The following is a 17,490-nucleotide window of genomic DNA, read 5'->3' on the forward strand; positions in this document are numbered from 1 at the left end:
CAGTAAGCGGCTTTTTTTATGAGAAACATTACCCGTTCAGGGCTTAGTTTTTACGAGTGTTACAGTCTTGCTTCAATGGTAGTTGCAACTGCAAAATACTGTTTTGATTACTTAAGTGAATTTTTCTTTTTGCTTGTTCAGTATTAATTACTTCACTATCTCGTACAGTGCTTTTAGCTGAAAAATCAAAATAAGCCAATATTTGTTGTAATTTGTCGTTAAATTTAGCGGCAAACTCAAAAAAAGAATTTTTCTTTTCAAATTTATTCGGGACTAGGTTTGTAAAGTCAGTCACTTGAATACCTAACAAAGGTTTTTTTGAGTGTTGCGAAAATAAATGCTGATTAGCGTTTACGCTAGTGGGACTGTAGCTGACGTTAATATTCTTTGCCATAACACTTATGTGGTTTACAGCGCTATGTATAACAAAAGCATATTGTGCTTTTGTTTTAACTTCTGTGTTGGCGTGGGCAATTGAGCTCAGTAAGCCCAAGATAACAAAAATAGAGCCAACTAAATTCAGCTTAGTGGGTCTGATCATTTTGTATTCCTCATCAAATATCCATGTTATATCGTTCCATGATATAGCTATTGTATCATTGTGTTACAAAGCAATATAGGTTGGAATTTGACTTTACGCGACTGCAATAAGACCAGCGGTGTATTTTATCAGATAAATAACGATATTATGATCCGCACTTGTCGTAGTTCAAGGGTATTTAATGAGTAGAAGGTGGTTTTACATTATATATTGGCGATAAACCTAGCTGCGCAAAGGGCAAGAATTATTAACAGTTTTACTCGTTGAAATAGGGCGGAATATGACTGGCAAATAGGCCTATACTCAAAACAATTATGAGCATAGGCCGTTACTTAGCTACTTAGTTTGTGCTTTAAATAAAAGTCTATTCTTATGCAGTAAAGGCTCAGTGTAGCCGTTAGGCTGTTCGTGGCCTTGAAACACTAAGGCTAATGCAGTTTGAAAAGCGATATTGGTGTCAAAGTTATCAGACATCGCATGGTATTGATCATCATCTTTGTTTTGTTGATCAACAATGGTTGCCATTTTTTTCATGCTTGTTATCACTTGCTCTGCAGTACAAATATTATGTTGTAACCAGTTAGCCATATGTTGGCTTGATATGCGCAAGGTTGCACGATCTTCCATTAATCCGACGTCGTTAATATCAGGCACTTTTGAGCAACCTACACCTTGATCTATCCAACGTACTACATAACCCAAAATACCTTGTGAATTGTTATCTAGTTCGTCAGAAATTTCTTGCTCAGACCATTGGGTATTTTCTGCCAATGGTATCGTTAAAATATCATCAACATTGGCAGGTGTACGGTTTTTAAGTTGCTGCTGTAATTGTAAAACATTAACTTTATGATAGTGTAGCGCGTGCAATGTTGCTGCGGTTGGTGATGGTACCCATGCCGTATTCGCACCTGCTTCGACATGGTTAATCTTTGTTGCTAACATATTAGCCATTTGATCAGGTATTGGCCACATGCCTTTGCCTATTTGTGCTTTGCCGCTAAAACCACAAGCAAGGCCAATATCAACGTTATTGTCTTCATATGCAGAGATCCATTTGGTTAACTTAATATCTGCTTTTCTTGCCATGACGCCAGCAAACATAGAAGTATGAATTTCATCACCTGTTCTATCAAGAAAGCCGGTGTTAATAAAAACAACACGCTCTTTGGCTGCATAAATACAGGCTTTTAAGTTAACACTGGTGCGGCGCTCTTCATCCATTATTCCCATTTTTAGGGTATTGCGTGGTAATGATAAGAGATCCTCGACACGATCAAATAATTCATTGGCGAAAGCGACTTCTTCTGGACCATGCATTTTAGGTTTTACAATATATACCGAACCCTTATCACTGTTACGCAGTGTATTTTGCTGATTGACATCATATGTTGAAATTAATGAAGTAATAACAGCATCCATAATTCCTTCTGGTACTTCATTGTTGTGCTGGTCAAGGATAGCGTTGTTGGTCATTAGGTGGCCAACATTGCGCACGAACATTAAGCTACGGCCTTTTAGTTTTCCTACCGTACCATCAAGTTTTTGATAGTGCTTATCTTGGTGCATTGTGCGTGTTTGTTGTTTACCTGATTTAACAAAGCTTTCAGATAAAGTGCCTTGGTTTAACCCTAACCAATTTTGATAAGCAATGACCTTATCTTCTGCATCAACAGCGGCAACAGAGTCTTCGCAATCCATTATGGTGGTAAGTGCTGACTCCATTGCGATATCACTTATACCGGCCATATCACTCTGGGCAATTGGGTTACTTGCATCAAATTGCACGATAAAATGTAAATCGTTATGTTTAAAAACAAGCTCACTTGGTTTAGCTGCTTCGCCATTAAAACCGATAAATGAAGCGGATTCTGCCAAGGCAGTGCTCTTGCCATTATCTAGTTTAATGACAAGCGCATTGTCTTGAATGTGATAAGTTTGAGCATTTTGGTGTGAGCCATCAATTAACGGGATAGCTTGATCTAAAAAGTCACGAGAAAATGCAACAACTTTAGCACCACGAGCAGGGTTATAAGCTTTTGTTTTTTCTGCACCGCCTGACTCAGAAATAACATCTGAGCCATATAAAGCATCATATAAGCTGCCCCAACGAGCGTTGACCGCATTTAAAGCAAAGCGAGCGTTCATCACCGGCACCACAAGCTGTGGTCCAGCCATTGTAGCCAACTCAGCATCTACGTTATCTGTTGATATACTAAAATCATCAACCGGTGCCGCAAGGTAACCAATGTCAGTTAAAAAATGCTTATAATCGCTAAATTCGAAATTTTTCGCCTGATGCGCCTGATGATAAGCAGTTATTTTTTCCTGTAATACCGTACGCTTAAGTAATAAAGCTTTATTCTTCGGAGCTAAATCATTAATTAATTTGGCAAAGTCTGTCCAAAATTTTTCCACTGCTAAGGTGGTGCCAGGAAGAACTTGCTTGTTAACAAAGTTATATAATGTTTCCGCAACTTGTAAATTTGCGATTGAAATTCTTGTTGTCATATGACACCTATTTTGAAAGTTTGGAAGACTGTTTGCTGGGTTTAACATCTTATCGAAAAACTGATAACTGCAATGTAAAAATATTGGCTGCCAGATGCAATAGCTGTGATGAGGTGAGCAATATTATTTTTATCCCATCATTCATGCAATAAATTTAGTTTTATATTTAACTTATTGTTAATTAAGTTTTAAATTTTTTTTGTTCTTACAGTTAACTACTTTTATTCATGCTATTGTTTGTTTCTATTCTTGGTATTCATCATGTGAATTTTTGTTGTGTGATACTTTTTAAATCAACGGATACCGAAAAAGTTATTTTTGATTGCTTCTAAGCGCTTTACTTACTGTAACAATGAAGCTAAAAAATTAATAATAAACGGGCTGGTTATCGCGGTGATAACTGCTGAAGCAATTAAGGCTAAAGAGCTATAAGCTGCATGTTCGTAACTGATATTACTCACCGTAGCTGTGCCTATAGCATGGCTTGCCGCACCAATAGCTAAGCCTTGAGCTTTTGCTGATCTAACATTGATATAAGTCAGCCAACGTGGTCCTATTAAGGCACCAAAAAAGCCGGCAAGGATAATTGCAAAGGCAGTAATAGCGGTATTACCATCTAGCTGACCAGCAATAGCAATAGCAATTGGTGTAGTAATAGATTTAAGTGATAGTGCCACGGCAATAGTGTAATCCCCAATAATTAACATGGTAATGATAAAGCTACTGATAATGGCAATAAGTGCGCCAATTGATAACACTAAAATAATGCTTTTCCACTGTTGCGTGATGGTTTCTAAGTGCTGATAAAGTGGAAAGCCTAAAGCAACAACGGCTGGTTCGAGTAAGGCATTGAGTAACCATGCATTTGAGAAATAGTTATCGAAACTTATATCTTGCCAAAGCAAAATAGCAATAATAGCTAAAATACTAAATAGCATGGGCTGAAGCCAAATAGCATTAAGCTTTCGTTGGAATACGGCAATAAACTGAAATAATACAATGGTAGCAACAACGGCAATAATCGATGAGAGCAGGTGAGCGCTGAGTAACTCCGTAAGCATGATGGTATTTACTCCTCTTCAGCGAGGCAACGCTGATAATGAAGCCCAACTAGCGTAAGTAATATAAAGGTTGTTGCAAAGGTAATGAGGACGATTGCAATACCGAACTGTTTGATTAAATCAAAGTGATTGATAATACCAACACCAGCAGGAACAAAGCATACGCCCATATGTTTTAAGCACCAAACAACAGTACTTTTAATACGATCAGCATCGAATACGCGAAAATGTAATGATAGAGTAAAGATAATGAGCCCGTATAAACTACCGGGCAATACCGGCGCTACATACGAGCAAAGCTTGCCTAAAGCAAGGCAACTAAAAATTGCAAAAACACTATACAGTACATTAATTACTTTTTTATTGAATGCGCTCACAATTGCTTAATCTTCCTTACGGACCTTCGTTAGCAGCTTCAATAACTAGCTGTCGAAACCAAATATGGCTGGCATCATGATGTAATAACGGGCTCCAGATCATTTTTAGTTCTATATCAGGAATATCGAAAGGGGGTTTAAGTATGGTGTAGTTGCTGTCATTTTTATGAATTAATGCTGCCCGTGTTGGTAATGTTGCAACTAATTCATCTTCGAACGCTAGCTGCATGGCAACATGATAATTACGGGTAAAAACCTTAATATCACGCTTTTTACCTAAGCGTGCTAATGCTTCATCAACCCAACCTAGCTTTTGCACATCTTTAGGGTCCATACCTACACCCACACCAAAACCCGTTTTAGATACCCAAACATGCTTTGCACTCAAGTAAGTATTGAGATTAAATTTTGACACTACGGGATTGTCGGCACTTAATAAGCAAGAGAATGAATCTCGCCAAATAGTCTTTTGATGAAATGACTGTGGTAACTCGTCAAAGCGATTGATAGCCATGTCAATTTTGCCTGCCTCAACATCATGAAAAGTAACATCACTAGGCGTCATGATATCTATGGTGACGTTAGGCGCTATTTGATTGATGCGTTTTAATAGCTTTGGTAGCAAGGTAGATGCGGCATAGTCACTGGCCATTAGGCGAAAAACACGATGGCTGTTTTTCTCATTAAATTCCTCTTCGCCTTGTAATGCTTCCTCTAGCTCTAACAAAATTTTACGAATAGCGGGTGCCAGAGCTCGAGCACGTTCGGTTGGCACCATACCGTCAGAAGTACGCACGAGTATTGGGTCATTAAATAATGTTCGTAAACGTTTTAAGCCATTGCTCATCGCTGGTTGGGTAATATTTAGCTGACCTGCGGCACGCGTAACGTTTTTCTCTCTAAGCAAAACATCAAGATAAATCAGTAGGTTTAAATCGATTTTTGAGATATTCATAAAATTAATAATCTTGAACAAAAATATAACCTAGATATATGTCATGGCTTATAGTGATAATCAAGTAAATTTGGCAAAAAAATAAATAAATTGAACTAATATTATGGTGAGTTTATTAAAACTAAATATTATTAACTATTGAAATAACTTAATAATTTTCTAATAGCGTTTAGAGTTAATACACCACTATTTTTATTGTGAATGATAGGGATATTAATTATATATTTTGTTTATTTATAGTTGCTGGTTTAGTATTTGTGTTGCTCGGTGTGACAGCTTTCATAAGCGGTTACATCACCAAAATTATAAATACTGTCAGTTAAGACTTTTGGAGAAAGTAATATGTCTAATTATCAAAGTGCAATAGAAGCAGTTAAAGCAATCAAAGAGAAAGCTGGCAGTTCATGGGATGTTATTAATCCTGAATCAGTAGCTCGCATGAGAACGCAGAATAGATTCAAAACAGGCCTAGAAATTGCCCAATACACTGCTGATATCATGCGAAAAGATATGGCAGCTTTTGATGCTGATAAAACTAAATACACTCAATCGTTAGGTTGTTGGCATGGTTTTGTTGGCCAACAAAAAATGATTTCAATTAAGAAACACTTTAATGGTCAAACAGATCGTCGTTACTTATACCTTTCAGGTTGGATGGTAGCAGCACTTCGCAGCGAGTTTGGTCCGCTTCCTGATCAATCTATGCATGAAAAAACTAGCGTAGCTTCTTTAGTTGCTGAGCTTTACACCTTTTTACGCCAAGCAGATGCTCGAGAGTTGGGTGGCTTGTTTCGCCAATTAGATGCGGCAACCACTGAGAGCGAAAAAGCAGCAATCCAAGATCAAATTGATAATCATGTAACGCATGTCGTACCAATTGTTGCTGATATTGATGCTGGTTTCGGTAACGCTGAAGCAACTTACTTAATGGCTAAGCAAATGATCGAAGCTGGTGCTTGTGCTTTGCAAATTGAAAACCAAGTTGCCGATGAAAAACAATGTGGTCACCAAGATGGTAAAGTTACGGTGCCTCACGCAGACTTTCACGCGAAAATTCGTGCGCTACGCCATGCATTCCTAGAACTAGGTATTGATAACGGTATTATTGTTGCGCGTACTGACTCTGAAGGTGCCGGTTTAACAAAAGAAATTGCTGTTGTTAAAGAGCCAGGTGATTCTGGTGATATTTATAACTCTTTCCTCGATGTTGAAGAAATCGACGTAGCAGATATGGCTGAAGGCGATGTATGCTTCAATCGAGATGGAAAGCTAGTGCGTCCTAAGCGTTTACCTTCTGGTTTATATCAGTTCCGTCAAGGTACAGGTCATGAGCGCTGTGTATTTGACTGTATCGGTGCGCTAAATGCAGGTGCAGATCTGCTATGGATTGAAACAGCAGTACCTACCGTTCACGAAATTGCAGGCATGATGAATGACGTGCGTAAAGTACACCCAGATGCGAAACTTGTTTATAACAACTCACCATCTTTCAACTGGACACTAAACTTCCGTCAACAGACTTACGATACTATGGTTGAAGAAGGCAAAGACGTTTCTGCTTATGACCGTGCTAACTTAATGAGTGCAGAGTATGACGATACTGAACTATCAGCTATCGCTGATGAACGTACACGTACTTTCCAAGCTGATACTGCACGTGAAGCGAATGTATTCCACCATTTAATCACATTGCCGACTTACCATACAACAGCATTATCTGTTGATAACTTAGCGAAAGAGTACTTTGGTGAACAAGCTATGCTTGGTTATGTTAAAAATGTTCAACGTGAAGAAATTCGCCAAGGTATTGCCTGTGTTAAACATCAAAACATGTCAGGCTCTGATATGGGTGATGACCATAAAGAATATTTTGCCGGTGAGAATGCCTTAAAAGCAGGTGGTGCAAAAAATACTTCTAATCAATTTAGTTAAAAATTTATGACAAACTAATCATTTGTTAAACAAGTTCCAACCAAAGTAAAAGGCTCTACTGATTCAAGTAGGGCTTTTTTTATTTCAGGTGACATAGGCGAGTAATATAACGCTTTAATACGGTTATTAGATCTTAATAGTCGTTCTGAGTTGCAGTAATTAGTAAAGCTAAGGTGCGCCGGTAAATGGCCAAGAAACGATTAGAAATAATTGTTATAGACAGTAACTAATCCGAACTCGGATAAGTAGTTGCTTTACCATCTAAATTATTGATTTACTTTATAAGGCACTCATTATCCAGGGTTCAGGTTAACTATAAGTAGCCAGCATAACAATGAGACTTAGGTGTCACGAGTACAGCTCTTGCTATATAGCTGAAGTTAATGCGCTATAGTAGTGAGTGTGTTTTAGAGCATGGTGCTTGATGAGTCTAACGCAGCACTTTTCAATAACTGTAGCTATTAAAAAAGCCAGAAGAGCAACTCCACTGGCTTTTGTATTCACTATTTAGTGATGAGGTATTTAGTAAAGAAAAATTAGAAGCTATACACTAAAGTCATTGCTGTTTCAGTATTTAAGTTCTCTTTGTCTTCATCAACTTCGGTATTGTAATCCAAAGTAATGCTGAACTTCAGTTGTAATGTTTCAATTAACTTTGTTGAAATTGAAGTTTTAGCTTTATAAGTACTATTTTCGTCACTTTTTGGTGAGTACTTTGCTACTAATAACTGTTTAAACAATACATGTTCATTGATTTGGCGAGTGTACAATGCTTGTGCCTGAACGATAAAAGATGATTTAGTTTCTTCATCTTGGGTGTCAGTCTGACGAATAACATCGCGCTTAAAGCCTGGACCAATATCAGCATCTAAGGTTGCTTTCTCTGTTTCGAACCAACGACGACCCCAACCCGTTGAAATTGAGCTCTGGTTGTCAAAACTACTAAAGCGGTTGTCTTCATAAGAAACATTAGCATAAATGTAATTTGGGCTAGCTTTATCAAGTGTATAGTTAGTTTGACCTACTAGCGTCCACTTTTGATCACTAGTGTTGAAGTGCTCTTCGCCTTCTTCATCTTCTTGATCACTTTTCTTAACTAAAAGATCCAGTTGTACCGTTGATTTCCAAGCCGCTTCTTCGTGAGCAAAATCAAAGCCTGCTTTAACATCTGCACTGTTGGTATCACCGGTTTTGAAAAGCATACCTAATTCTGCTGATGCAGTGTATGGTGATTTTTCTTTCTGTGTGGTTGCTTCTTCTGCTACTGTTGCTAGTGAAACACAACACAACGCGGCTGATATTAACTTAAGACTCATTTTTTTCCTCTTTATTCATATGAACAGATAATTGTGGGAATGGGATTTCGATGCCTTCGTTGTCCAATTCAGTTTTAATTTTTTCAAGTAAATCGAAGTAAGTAGGCCAGTAATCAGAAGATTTAACCCAAGGTCTTACTACGAAATTAACACTGCTATCAGCTAGTTCTGAAACACCAACAGTGATCGCTTGATCTTTTAATACGCGTTCATCGGCACTGACAACTTTGTGTAAAAGTGCTTTAGTTTTCGCGAGGTCGGCATCATAACTCACGCCGATAATCAAATCTATTCTTCTTGTTGGTTTTGTTGAGTAATTAGTAATAGTGCCGCTAGTAATAGAGCCATTGGGAATAATAACGGTTTTATTATCACCAGTTCTTAACTCAGTTGAAAAAATTAATATTTTCTCAACAATACCGGTAACACCTGATACTTCAATAAAATCGCCAGACTTAAATGGCTTAAATACAATTAATAATACCCCTGATGCAAAGTTTGATAACGAACCTTGAAGTGCTAAACCAATAGCTAAACCAGCAGCACCAACGATAGCAACTAATGAGGTGGTGTTAAAACCTAGATGTGATATTGCCGCAACAATCACGATAAAGAATAACATACCGTATAGCAGGCTACTGATGAATGAAATTATCGCATCATCCATACCCTTGTGACGCATCACCTTTACGACACCTTTACGTACCATATTAGCAATAAATTTACCTATGATAACGATTGCTAAAGCGACAAGTAGTTTGATGGAAAAATCTATTAACATTTGCTGATTATCTATAAGCCAGTTTTGAGCTATATCCATTTTTTACCTTAAAAGCTATTTTAAAGGCTGAATTATAATCAACATGAAAAAAAATGACATTAAATTGTTCATCGCAAGATGGAAATTATTGGCCTAGCTTACAATTGGCATATTGAGAGAAATGTAGAAAACTAAAAAGGCGACCTAAGGTCGCCTTTAAAATAAATTTGTTGTTAGCTAATTAAAATATTTATTTAATTATAGCGTCTAATTTACCACTGGCATATTGCATAAACATATTGTCTAAAGAAATAGGTTTGATTTTTGATGCTTGGCCAACGGTACCGAACGCTTCGTAACGCGCTTTACAAATATCAGACATTGCTTGGGTTGATGCCTTCAAAAATTTACGTGGATCAAATTCACTTGGGTTTTCGGCTAAGAAACGACGAACAGCACCCGTAGAAGCTAAGCGTAAGTCAGTATCTATGTTAATTTTGCGTACGCCATTTTTGATGCCTTCTTGAATTTGCTCTACAGGCACACCGTAAGTTTCTGGAATTTTACCGCCAAATTCATTAATAACGGCTAACCAGTCTTGTGGTACAGAAGAAGAGCCATGCATAACTAAATGCGTGTTAGGAATGCGGTTATGAATAGCTTTAATGCGGTCAATAGCTAAAATATCGCCAGTAGGTGGGCGAGTAAATTTATAAGCGCCGTGCGATGTACCACAAGCAATAGCTAGGGCATCAACTTGAGTTTTTTGTACAAAATCAGCTGCTTCTTCTGGGTCTGTAAGCATTTGATCCATAGTAAGCTTACCAACAGCGCCAATACCATCTTCTTCACCAGCTTCACCAGTTTCTAGTGAGCCTAAACAACCTAATTCACCTTCAACTGACACACCACATGCATGAGCCATTTCAACGGTACGTCGAGTAACATCAACATTGTATTCATAGCTTGAAGGGGTTTTGCCATCATCCATAAGTGAACCGTCCATCATTACAGATGAAAAGCCTAACTGAATTGAGCGTTGACAAACACTTGGTGATGTACCGTGATCTTGATGCATAACGACAGGAATATGAGGGAACTCTTCGATTGCCGCTAAAATTAGGTGACGCAAGAATGGTGCACCTGCATATGCTCTAGCGCCTGCTGAGCCCTGAAGGATCACTGGGCTATTGGTTTCATTAGCGGCAAGCATGATGGCTCTAACTTGTTCTAAATTGTTAACGTTAAAGGCAGGGATACCGTATCCATTTTCGGCGGCATGATCTAACATTTGGCGCATAGAAACTAAAGCCATGAACTAACTCCTGTGATTATAATAATGGTAAAATTGTTTTGCATAAGTTTCACTGTGAAACTTAACGCTTTCATATCGTAATTGTATCAGATGGATTTGGTAATTTGCACTAGAAAAAATACCTAATCGCCCTGAGCAACATAATTTTTAAATGAGGTTTCAACTTTCTTTGCTAATGGGTCATATAATAGCAAGTAAATTAAATCCTACATGGTATTAATAGCTGACAGCAAAATGATAGAGCTATTGCTGTCAGCTTATTGTTTAAAAGTGAATTAGCCTTTTGCTCGGGCTTCTAAAATTTCTACTGCAGGCAATTTTTTGCCTTCTAAAAACTCAAGAAAAGCACCACCACCAGTAGAAATATAGGATACTTGCTCAGCAATGCCATATTTATCAACCGCCGCTAATGTGTCACCGCCGCCGGCAATAGAAAACGCTTTGCTATCAGCAATAGCGCGTGCGATGGTTTCAGTGCCTTGGCCAAATTGGTCGAACTCAAATACACCAACGGGGCCATTCCATACTACAGTACCAGCATTAGCGATAATTTCTGCTAAGGCTTTTGCGCTGTCTGGACCAATATCAAAAATCATATCGCCATCGGCAACCTCGTTGACATTTTTCAATGTTGCCTGAGCTGTCTCAGAAAATTCTTGGCCAACCACAACGTCTGTTGGCACTGGAATTGAGCCGTTGTTGTCATTAGCTTGTTTAGTTAGACGTTTTGCTTCATCAATTAAGTCTGCTTCGAATAAAGATTTACCCACGTTGTGGCCTTGTGAAGCAATAAAGGTATTAGCAATACCGCCACCAACAACTAACTGGTCAACAATACCCGCTAGCGAGTCTAAAACGGTAAGCTTAGTGGAAACTTTAGAGCCACCAACAATAGCAACTAATGGGCGGGCAGGGTTATCAAGTGCTTTTGATAATGCAGCTAACTCACCCGCTAATAATGGGCCGGCACACGCTGTTGGGGCATACTTTGCAACACCATGGGTACTGGCTTGTGCACGGTGAGCGGTGCCAAAAGCATCCATGACGAATACGTCACAAAGGGCCGCGAGTTTTTTAGATAACTCGTCGTTATTATTTTTTTCGCCTTCATTAAAGCGAATGTTTTCAAATAATACTAACTCACCAACGTTGACTTCTACGCCATCTAAATAGCTTTTTGCTAAACGAACCGGCACATTCAGCGCGGCTGCAAGGTAATCAGCTACCGGCTGTAAAGAAAATTCAGGATTGTATTCGCCTTCAATTGGGCGGCCTAAATGTGACATTACCATGACTTTTGCACCGGCTTCTAAAGCGAGTTTTAGTGTTGGTAAAGCCGCTCTTAAACGTGCATCAGACGTGATTTTGCCATCTTTAACTGGCACATTTAAGTCTTCACGAATTAGCACTCGTTGGTTGCTTAATGCTAAGTCGGTCATTTTGATTACTGACATGTTTATTCCCTGTTGGTAGAAGTTTAACTGTTAAGTAAATTTTAATAATGTAATGTTTTGATGATCTTGTGTCGAATTATTTTACCGTTGTCATAGCCATAGCTAAGGCAGTGTCGAGTAAGCGGTTTGCAAATCCCCATTCGTTATCGCACCATATTAGTAACTTAACTAAGCGCTTATGGCTGACACGGGTTTGATTACCATCAACGATGCACGAATGTGGATCATGGTTAAAATCAATAGAAACCAACGGCTCAGTGGTATAACCTAAAATACCCGCTAAACCATTATTTTGTGCTTCGACAATAGCTTGATTGATATCGTTAATGCTTACGTCGCTTGATAAATTTAAGCTTAAGTCCATCGCGGTGACATTGATAGTTGGTACGCGAACAGCGATGGCTTCGAAGCGACCGGCAAACTTAGGTAAAATGCGTTCAATACCTGCCGCAAGCTTAGTATCAACCGGAATTATTGATTGGCTTGCTGCGCGCGTTCGGCGTAAGTCAGGATGATATGCGTCGATAACTTGTTGATCGTGCATTGATGAATGAATCGTCGTTATTGCACCACTTTCAACACCAAAGGCTTTATCTAAAACTTGAATTACCGGTACAACACAATTGGTTGTACAAGAGCCGTTTGATACCACTTCATCTGTGGCAGTAAGTTGCTGATGATTGATACCATAAATAATGGTTGCGTCTAAGTCTTGTGCTCCAGGATGCGAAAAAAGCACTTTTTTTGCACCTTGTTCGATATGCGCTTGACCGTCAGCTTGAGTGCCAAAAATGCCAGTACAATCAATAACGATGTCAACATTATGTTGTTGCCATGGCAAGTTGCTGATGTCGGCTTCATGACTAAGTGCGACTTCATCACCAGCAATAAATAATGTATCCCCGTCTTGTTGCACCGCAAATGAAAATCGACCATGGGTAGAGTCATATTTTAATAAGTGTGCGATACCTTCGGGGTCAGCAAGTTCATTTATAGCGACTAACTTAAAATCATGGTTTCTGGCATTCTCATATAGCGCACGAACAACATTTCTGCCGATCCTGCCGAAGCCATTTATTGCAATATTAATTGACATATATTTCTGATTTATAGCGTTCTATGTTGAGTACAGTACGGATTTAATGTGAGTTAAGCGAAATGTACTCGACATGAATTGTGACTTTATTAATCATTTAATAGCCAGTTAAGCAAACTCAACTGGCTATAACATTATGATTATTGCATTAAGACTTAAAGGCTATTAACTGTTTTTACAACGTTTTCTACAGTAAAACCAAAGTGCTCAAATAAAACATTGCCCGGCGCTGATTCGCCAAAGGTTGTCATACCAACAACGTTGCCGTTTAGGCCAACATATTTATACCAAAAATCGGTATGAGCAGCTTCAATTGCTACACGTTTAGTAACGCTAGTAGGCAATACTGACTCTTTGTAAGCAGCGTCTTGTGCATCAAAAATATTGGTTGATGGCATAGAAACAACACGAACTTTATCACCTAATGCTTCTGCTGATTTTAATGCTAATGATACTTCTGAACCTGTTGCGATTAAAATCACTTCTGGTGTACCAACACTGTCTTTTAAGATGTAACCACCTTTAGCTATGTCAGCTACTTGAGCTGCATTGCGGCTAAGCGCCGGTAAACCTTGGCGAGAAAAGATTAACGATGTTGGGGCGTTTTGACGTTCAACAGCATTTTTCCAAGCTACAGCAGATTCAGTTGCATCTGCTGGACGCCATGTCACCATATTAGGTGTAGTACGCAAGTTAGTTAACTGTTCTATAGGTTGATGTGTTGGACCATCTTCACCCTGGCCAATAGAATCATGCGTATAAACAAAAATGTTTTGAATACCCATTAATGCTGACATACGCACTGCGTTACGAGCATACTCCATAAACATCATGAATGTTGCACCGTAGTTAATAAAGCCGCCATGTAGCGAAATACCATTCATGATACCGCTCATGCCAAATTCACGTACGCCGTAAAAAATGTAGTTGCCAGCAGCATCGTCTTGAATGCCTTTTGAACCAGACCAAAGCGTTAAGTTAGAGCCCGCTAAGTCGGCAGAGCCCCCTAATAATTCAGGTAAAATTGCACCAAATGCTTCAATCGTGTTTTGTGATGCTTTACGTGAGGCAACATTTTCAGCTTTTTCTTGGCAAGCTAAAATGTACGCGTTAGCTTTTTCTTCAAACTCTGCAGGTAAATCCCCTTTGATAACTCGGCGTTCATACTCAGTAGCTAACTCTGGGTATGCTGCTTGGTAAGCGGCAAATTTATCATTCCAGCTTGCTTGCTCAGCATTGCCTTTGTCTTTTTGATCCCAATCTGCATAAATATCGGCTGGAATTTCAAAAGGCGCATGAGGCCAATTTAATTTTTCACGGGTTGCGGCAATTTCATCGTCACCCAAAGGTGCACCATGACAATCGTGTGTACCTTCTTTATTTGGCGAGCCAAAGCCGATAATGGTTTTACAACAAATCATTGATGGTTTATCAGTGACTGATTTTGCTTCAACTATAGCAGCGGCGATAGCTTCTGGGTTATGACCGTCAACACTGACAACATGCCAACCATAAGCGGCAAAGCGGGCAGGCGTATCATCAGTAAACCAGCCTTCAACATCACCATCAATTGAAATACCATTATCATCCCAAAAAGCAATTAACTTGCCTAAGCCTAATGTGCCAGCTAGAGAACAGGCTTCATGAGAAATACCTTCCATTAAGCAACCGTCACCTAAAAATACATAAGTGTTGTGATCAACAATGTTGTGACCTTCACGGTTAAATTGTGCCGCTAAGGTTTTTTCAGCGATAGCCATACCAACAGCATTAGATACACCAGCGCCTAATGGGCCTGTTGTCGTTTCTACGCCAGGTGTGTAGCCGTATTCTGGATGACCTGGTGTTTTAGAGTGCAATTGACGGAAGTTCTGTAATTCATTAATCGGTAAATCATAGCCGGTTAGGTGCAATAATGAATAAATCAACATTGAGCCATGACCATTCGATAGTATAAAACGATCGCGGTCTGCCCAATTTGGATCTGTTGGGTTATGTTTTAGGAAGTCACGCCATAAAACTTCAGCGATATCTGCCATGCCCATCGGGGCTCCAGGGTGTCCTGATTTAGCTTTTTGCACGGCATCCATGCTTAAAACTCGAATTGCATTGGCCAGTTGTTGACGCGACGGCATAATTGCTCCAATTATTGTAAAATTTGAAAGGATGAAAATTGTGCTTATTTTCGCCTAGACTACCCCCCCACTGCAAATTTTATTGGCACTTTTCTATGATTATTTTTAACTTAATGCTCACTCAGCACATTTCTGTAATGTTAGTGGGATATTATTGCTTTTTTGCTCTGTGAATATGTTATTAGAAATTATATTTTTAAATTAACTCTTAAATTTTAACTAAGCTATTGAAATAAAAATGAAGATCCTATAGGGTGAATTGGTTGTATGTACAAATAATAATAAAAAGATATAACCTGACATAGGATTGAATAATGAACAGGTCGTCGTCACGCGGAATTAAACTGACTACCGTAATATTAGCAGTAGCAATATTAGCAGTGTCAGCCCTGTTGAGCAGCGGTTCATCAGCAGACGACAAGGACGTTGTAGTAGAGCAAACTAATACAGAGCTAGTTAACTAGTTCGAGACTAAAAAACAAACCTCGCAATTGCGGGGTTTTTTTATTGCTTGAAAAAGGCAAGAGGTCTGTTAGATGCATTTAAACGATGGCGTCCTCACCAGGACTCGAACCTGGAGCAGCGGCTTAGGAGGCCGCAGTTTTATCCAGTTAAACTATGAGGACTAATATATAACGGCGCTATTTTATAAACTATCCGTTAAAAATCAATATAAAAGATCATCTTTGCCGTAGTTTTATGATCTTTTATTGGCAAGGTTGTGCTCATATAGCGTTAATGATGTTTATCTCATTCAAATAAGGTTAATGATAATACTTGCGGCAATAGCCTTAGTACCTAACTGCTAAGTCGTTAATTTGAATATTATCGAGTATATGTTGCTCGGTAGTAGTTGCATGCGCGCTGTCTTGGCTAACAGAGTTAACAATAATTTTGTAAGGGCTGATATGTAAGCTAGGGTAACTGCGCTTATCATCACTAATGAAGTTATTTAAATGTAACAGCGAAAATTCGTCACCTACTTTTACACCGTGTCTTTTCCCTAAATTGAAGGTTAAAGAATTCCCCTTAACTTGCACAATTCTGCCCTGGGTTGGCTGACACATCATGCTTTCATCAATATCACTAACGATGTTGTCTAATGTAGTGCTAATTTTTTTGCCATATTCACTTTGCCAAAAATTCTTACTTGTAACGTCGACTTGCTTGCGTTTATCAAAGTCCCACGGTGCTGAGCTTTGATAATGCTTATCTAAAATTCGCTCTCCTGTTGCGCCATCATGAACATAAAGCGCAACATTGAATTGACGTTGGTAGATATTATTTTGCCAAAATTGCCAATGATTATTTTCGTCGTTGGCCATTGAAAGATCTTGAATCTCAGAAAATAAAACATATTGACTGTTCGACATGTTTGCTAATGACATAGCTAAATTTTTTAAACTTTGTATTTGTAAACTTTGATTAAGGCGTGAAAATTCTGTTTTAGATTTAAGGGCCAATTTTGTATCTAAATAAATACCTTGATGCTGTATTTTTTTAGCAAGTTGTTCGATCAATACTCCATCAATTGCGTAGATACTACCAATATTGGCTTGCTCACGATGTAATACATTGCTACGTGTTAGTAGCATTGATTTTTTGTAATCTGCAGCAAAGCACTTCTTTTCCTGTGAAAAAATATCAGCACGAATAGTAACTGTAACTACATTATCAGTGTAACTCTCGCTAATGAGTTCTAAAGAGTTCACACTGCCACTCGCTCGAATATTAATCTCGTCTTGAGTCAATAAACCGTTTACCACCTGACGAACACTTGACACTGATGCACCAGCTACTAATAGGGCTTTTTTTAATGCATTTTGCACTGCCTGGTTTTTTGCCGCTTTACTGTCATTGTGCTTTATTGTTGCTACACCCTGTGACTCATACCATTGTCCAAAAGTTGAGCCGCTATATATCGCAAAGCAAAGGCATAATAAACATAGACGCATAAGTATCTCTTTTTTAAAAATTGGTTCGATCAATATGTACAAATATGCAGGTTTTGTGCCTACTTATAAAGTCACTGGAACT

The 17,490-nt window shown here is 38.6% G+C and carries 13 protein-coding genes and 1 tRNA gene; 1 reads left to right on the plus strand and 13 read right to left on the minus strand.

The features are described 5' to 3' along the window. Positions 1–43 precede the first annotated feature (43 nt). The 5 genes from B0169_RS12350 to B0169_RS12370 form a co-directional block, all read right to left on the minus strand. The gene (locus B0169_RS12350; RefSeq protein ID WP_077286288.1) at positions 44–541 is read right to left on the minus strand and encodes a hypothetical protein; all 498 of its coding nucleotides are present in this window, start codon (positions 539–541) and stop codon (positions 44–46) included. 336 nt (positions 542–877) lie between these two features. Continuing rightward, positions 878–3,052 (minus strand): malate synthase G, encoded by a 2,175-nt coding sequence (locus B0169_RS12355; protein ID WP_077286289.1) that lies wholly within the window; start codon positions 3,050–3,052, stop codon positions 878–880. Positions 3,053–3,393: 341 nt separating this feature from the next. Then, a complete protein-coding gene (locus tag B0169_RS12360; RefSeq protein ID WP_235838563.1) occupies positions 3,394–4,113 on the minus strand; it encodes an LrgB family protein in 720 nt (239 codons plus the stop codon). A gap of 8 nt (positions 4,114–4,121) precedes the next feature. Continuing rightward, positions 4,122–4,490, minus strand: coding sequence for a CidA/LrgA family protein (locus B0169_RS12365; protein WP_077286291.1), 369 nt, complete (start codon positions 4,488–4,490; stop codon positions 4,122–4,124). A gap of 16 nt (positions 4,491–4,506) precedes the next feature. Beyond that, the gene (locus B0169_RS12370) at positions 4,507–5,445 is read right to left on the minus strand and encodes a LysR family transcriptional regulator (RefSeq protein ID WP_077286292.1); all 939 of its coding nucleotides are present in this window, start codon (positions 5,443–5,445) and stop codon (positions 4,507–4,509) included. Between the two features lie 342 nt (positions 5,446–5,787). Between B0169_RS12370 and B0169_RS12375 the strand changes: the two genes are divergently transcribed. Beyond that, a complete protein-coding gene (locus B0169_RS12375) occupies positions 5,788–7,377 on the plus strand; it encodes an isocitrate lyase (RefSeq protein ID WP_077286293.1) in 1,590 nt (529 codons plus the stop codon). A gap of 536 nt (positions 7,378–7,913) precedes the next feature. Here B0169_RS12375 and B0169_RS12380 read toward each other — a convergent pair. The 8 genes from B0169_RS12380 to B0169_RS12415 form a co-directional block, all read right to left on the minus strand. After that, positions 7,914–8,693, minus strand: a complete 780-nt coding sequence (locus B0169_RS12380; RefSeq protein ID WP_077286294.1) for a DUF481 domain-containing protein — start codon at positions 8,691–8,693, stop codon at positions 7,914–7,916. Beyond that, complete coding sequence (locus B0169_RS12385) at positions 8,683–9,513, minus strand: mechanosensitive ion channel domain-containing protein (protein ID WP_077286295.1); 831 nt, start codon at positions 9,511–9,513, stop codon at positions 8,683–8,685. The genes B0169_RS12380 and B0169_RS12385 overlap by 11 nt, the downstream gene beginning before the upstream one ends. A gap of 190 nt (positions 9,514–9,703) precedes the next feature. Continuing rightward, positions 9,704–10,768 (minus strand): class II fructose-bisphosphate aldolase, encoded by a 1,065-nt coding sequence (fba, locus tag B0169_RS12390; RefSeq protein WP_077286296.1) that lies wholly within the window; start codon positions 10,766–10,768, stop codon positions 9,704–9,706. A 275-nt stretch (positions 10,769–11,043) separates the two neighbouring features. Further along, on the minus strand, positions 11,044–12,222 hold the full coding sequence (locus tag B0169_RS12395; RefSeq protein WP_077286297.1) for a phosphoglycerate kinase: 1,179 nt from the start codon (positions 12,220–12,222) through the stop codon (positions 11,044–11,046). Between the two features lie 76 nt (positions 12,223–12,298). Then, entirely contained in the window at positions 12,299–13,318 is a 1,020-nt protein-coding gene (epd, locus tag B0169_RS12400; protein ID WP_077286298.1) for an erythrose-4-phosphate dehydrogenase, read from the minus strand. A 155-nt stretch (positions 13,319–13,473) separates the two neighbouring features. Beyond that, positions 13,474–15,453, minus strand: a complete 1,980-nt coding sequence (gene tkt / locus B0169_RS12405) for a transketolase (RefSeq protein ID WP_077286299.1) — start codon at positions 15,451–15,453, stop codon at positions 13,474–13,476. Between the two features lie 550 nt (positions 15,454–16,003). Next, positions 16,004–16,079, minus strand: a tRNA-Arg gene (locus B0169_RS12410). Positions 16,080–16,244: 165 nt separating this feature from the next. After that, positions 16,245–17,408, minus strand: coding sequence for a flagella assembly protein FlgT (locus tag B0169_RS12415; protein WP_077286300.1), 1,164 nt, complete (start codon positions 17,406–17,408; stop codon positions 16,245–16,247). Positions 17,409–17,490 lie beyond the last annotated feature (82 nt).

Source organism: Cognaticolwellia aestuarii (assembly GCF_002000025.1).
Taxonomy (GTDB): domain Bacteria; phylum Pseudomonadota; class Gammaproteobacteria; order Enterobacterales; family Alteromonadaceae; genus Cognaticolwellia; species Cognaticolwellia aestuarii.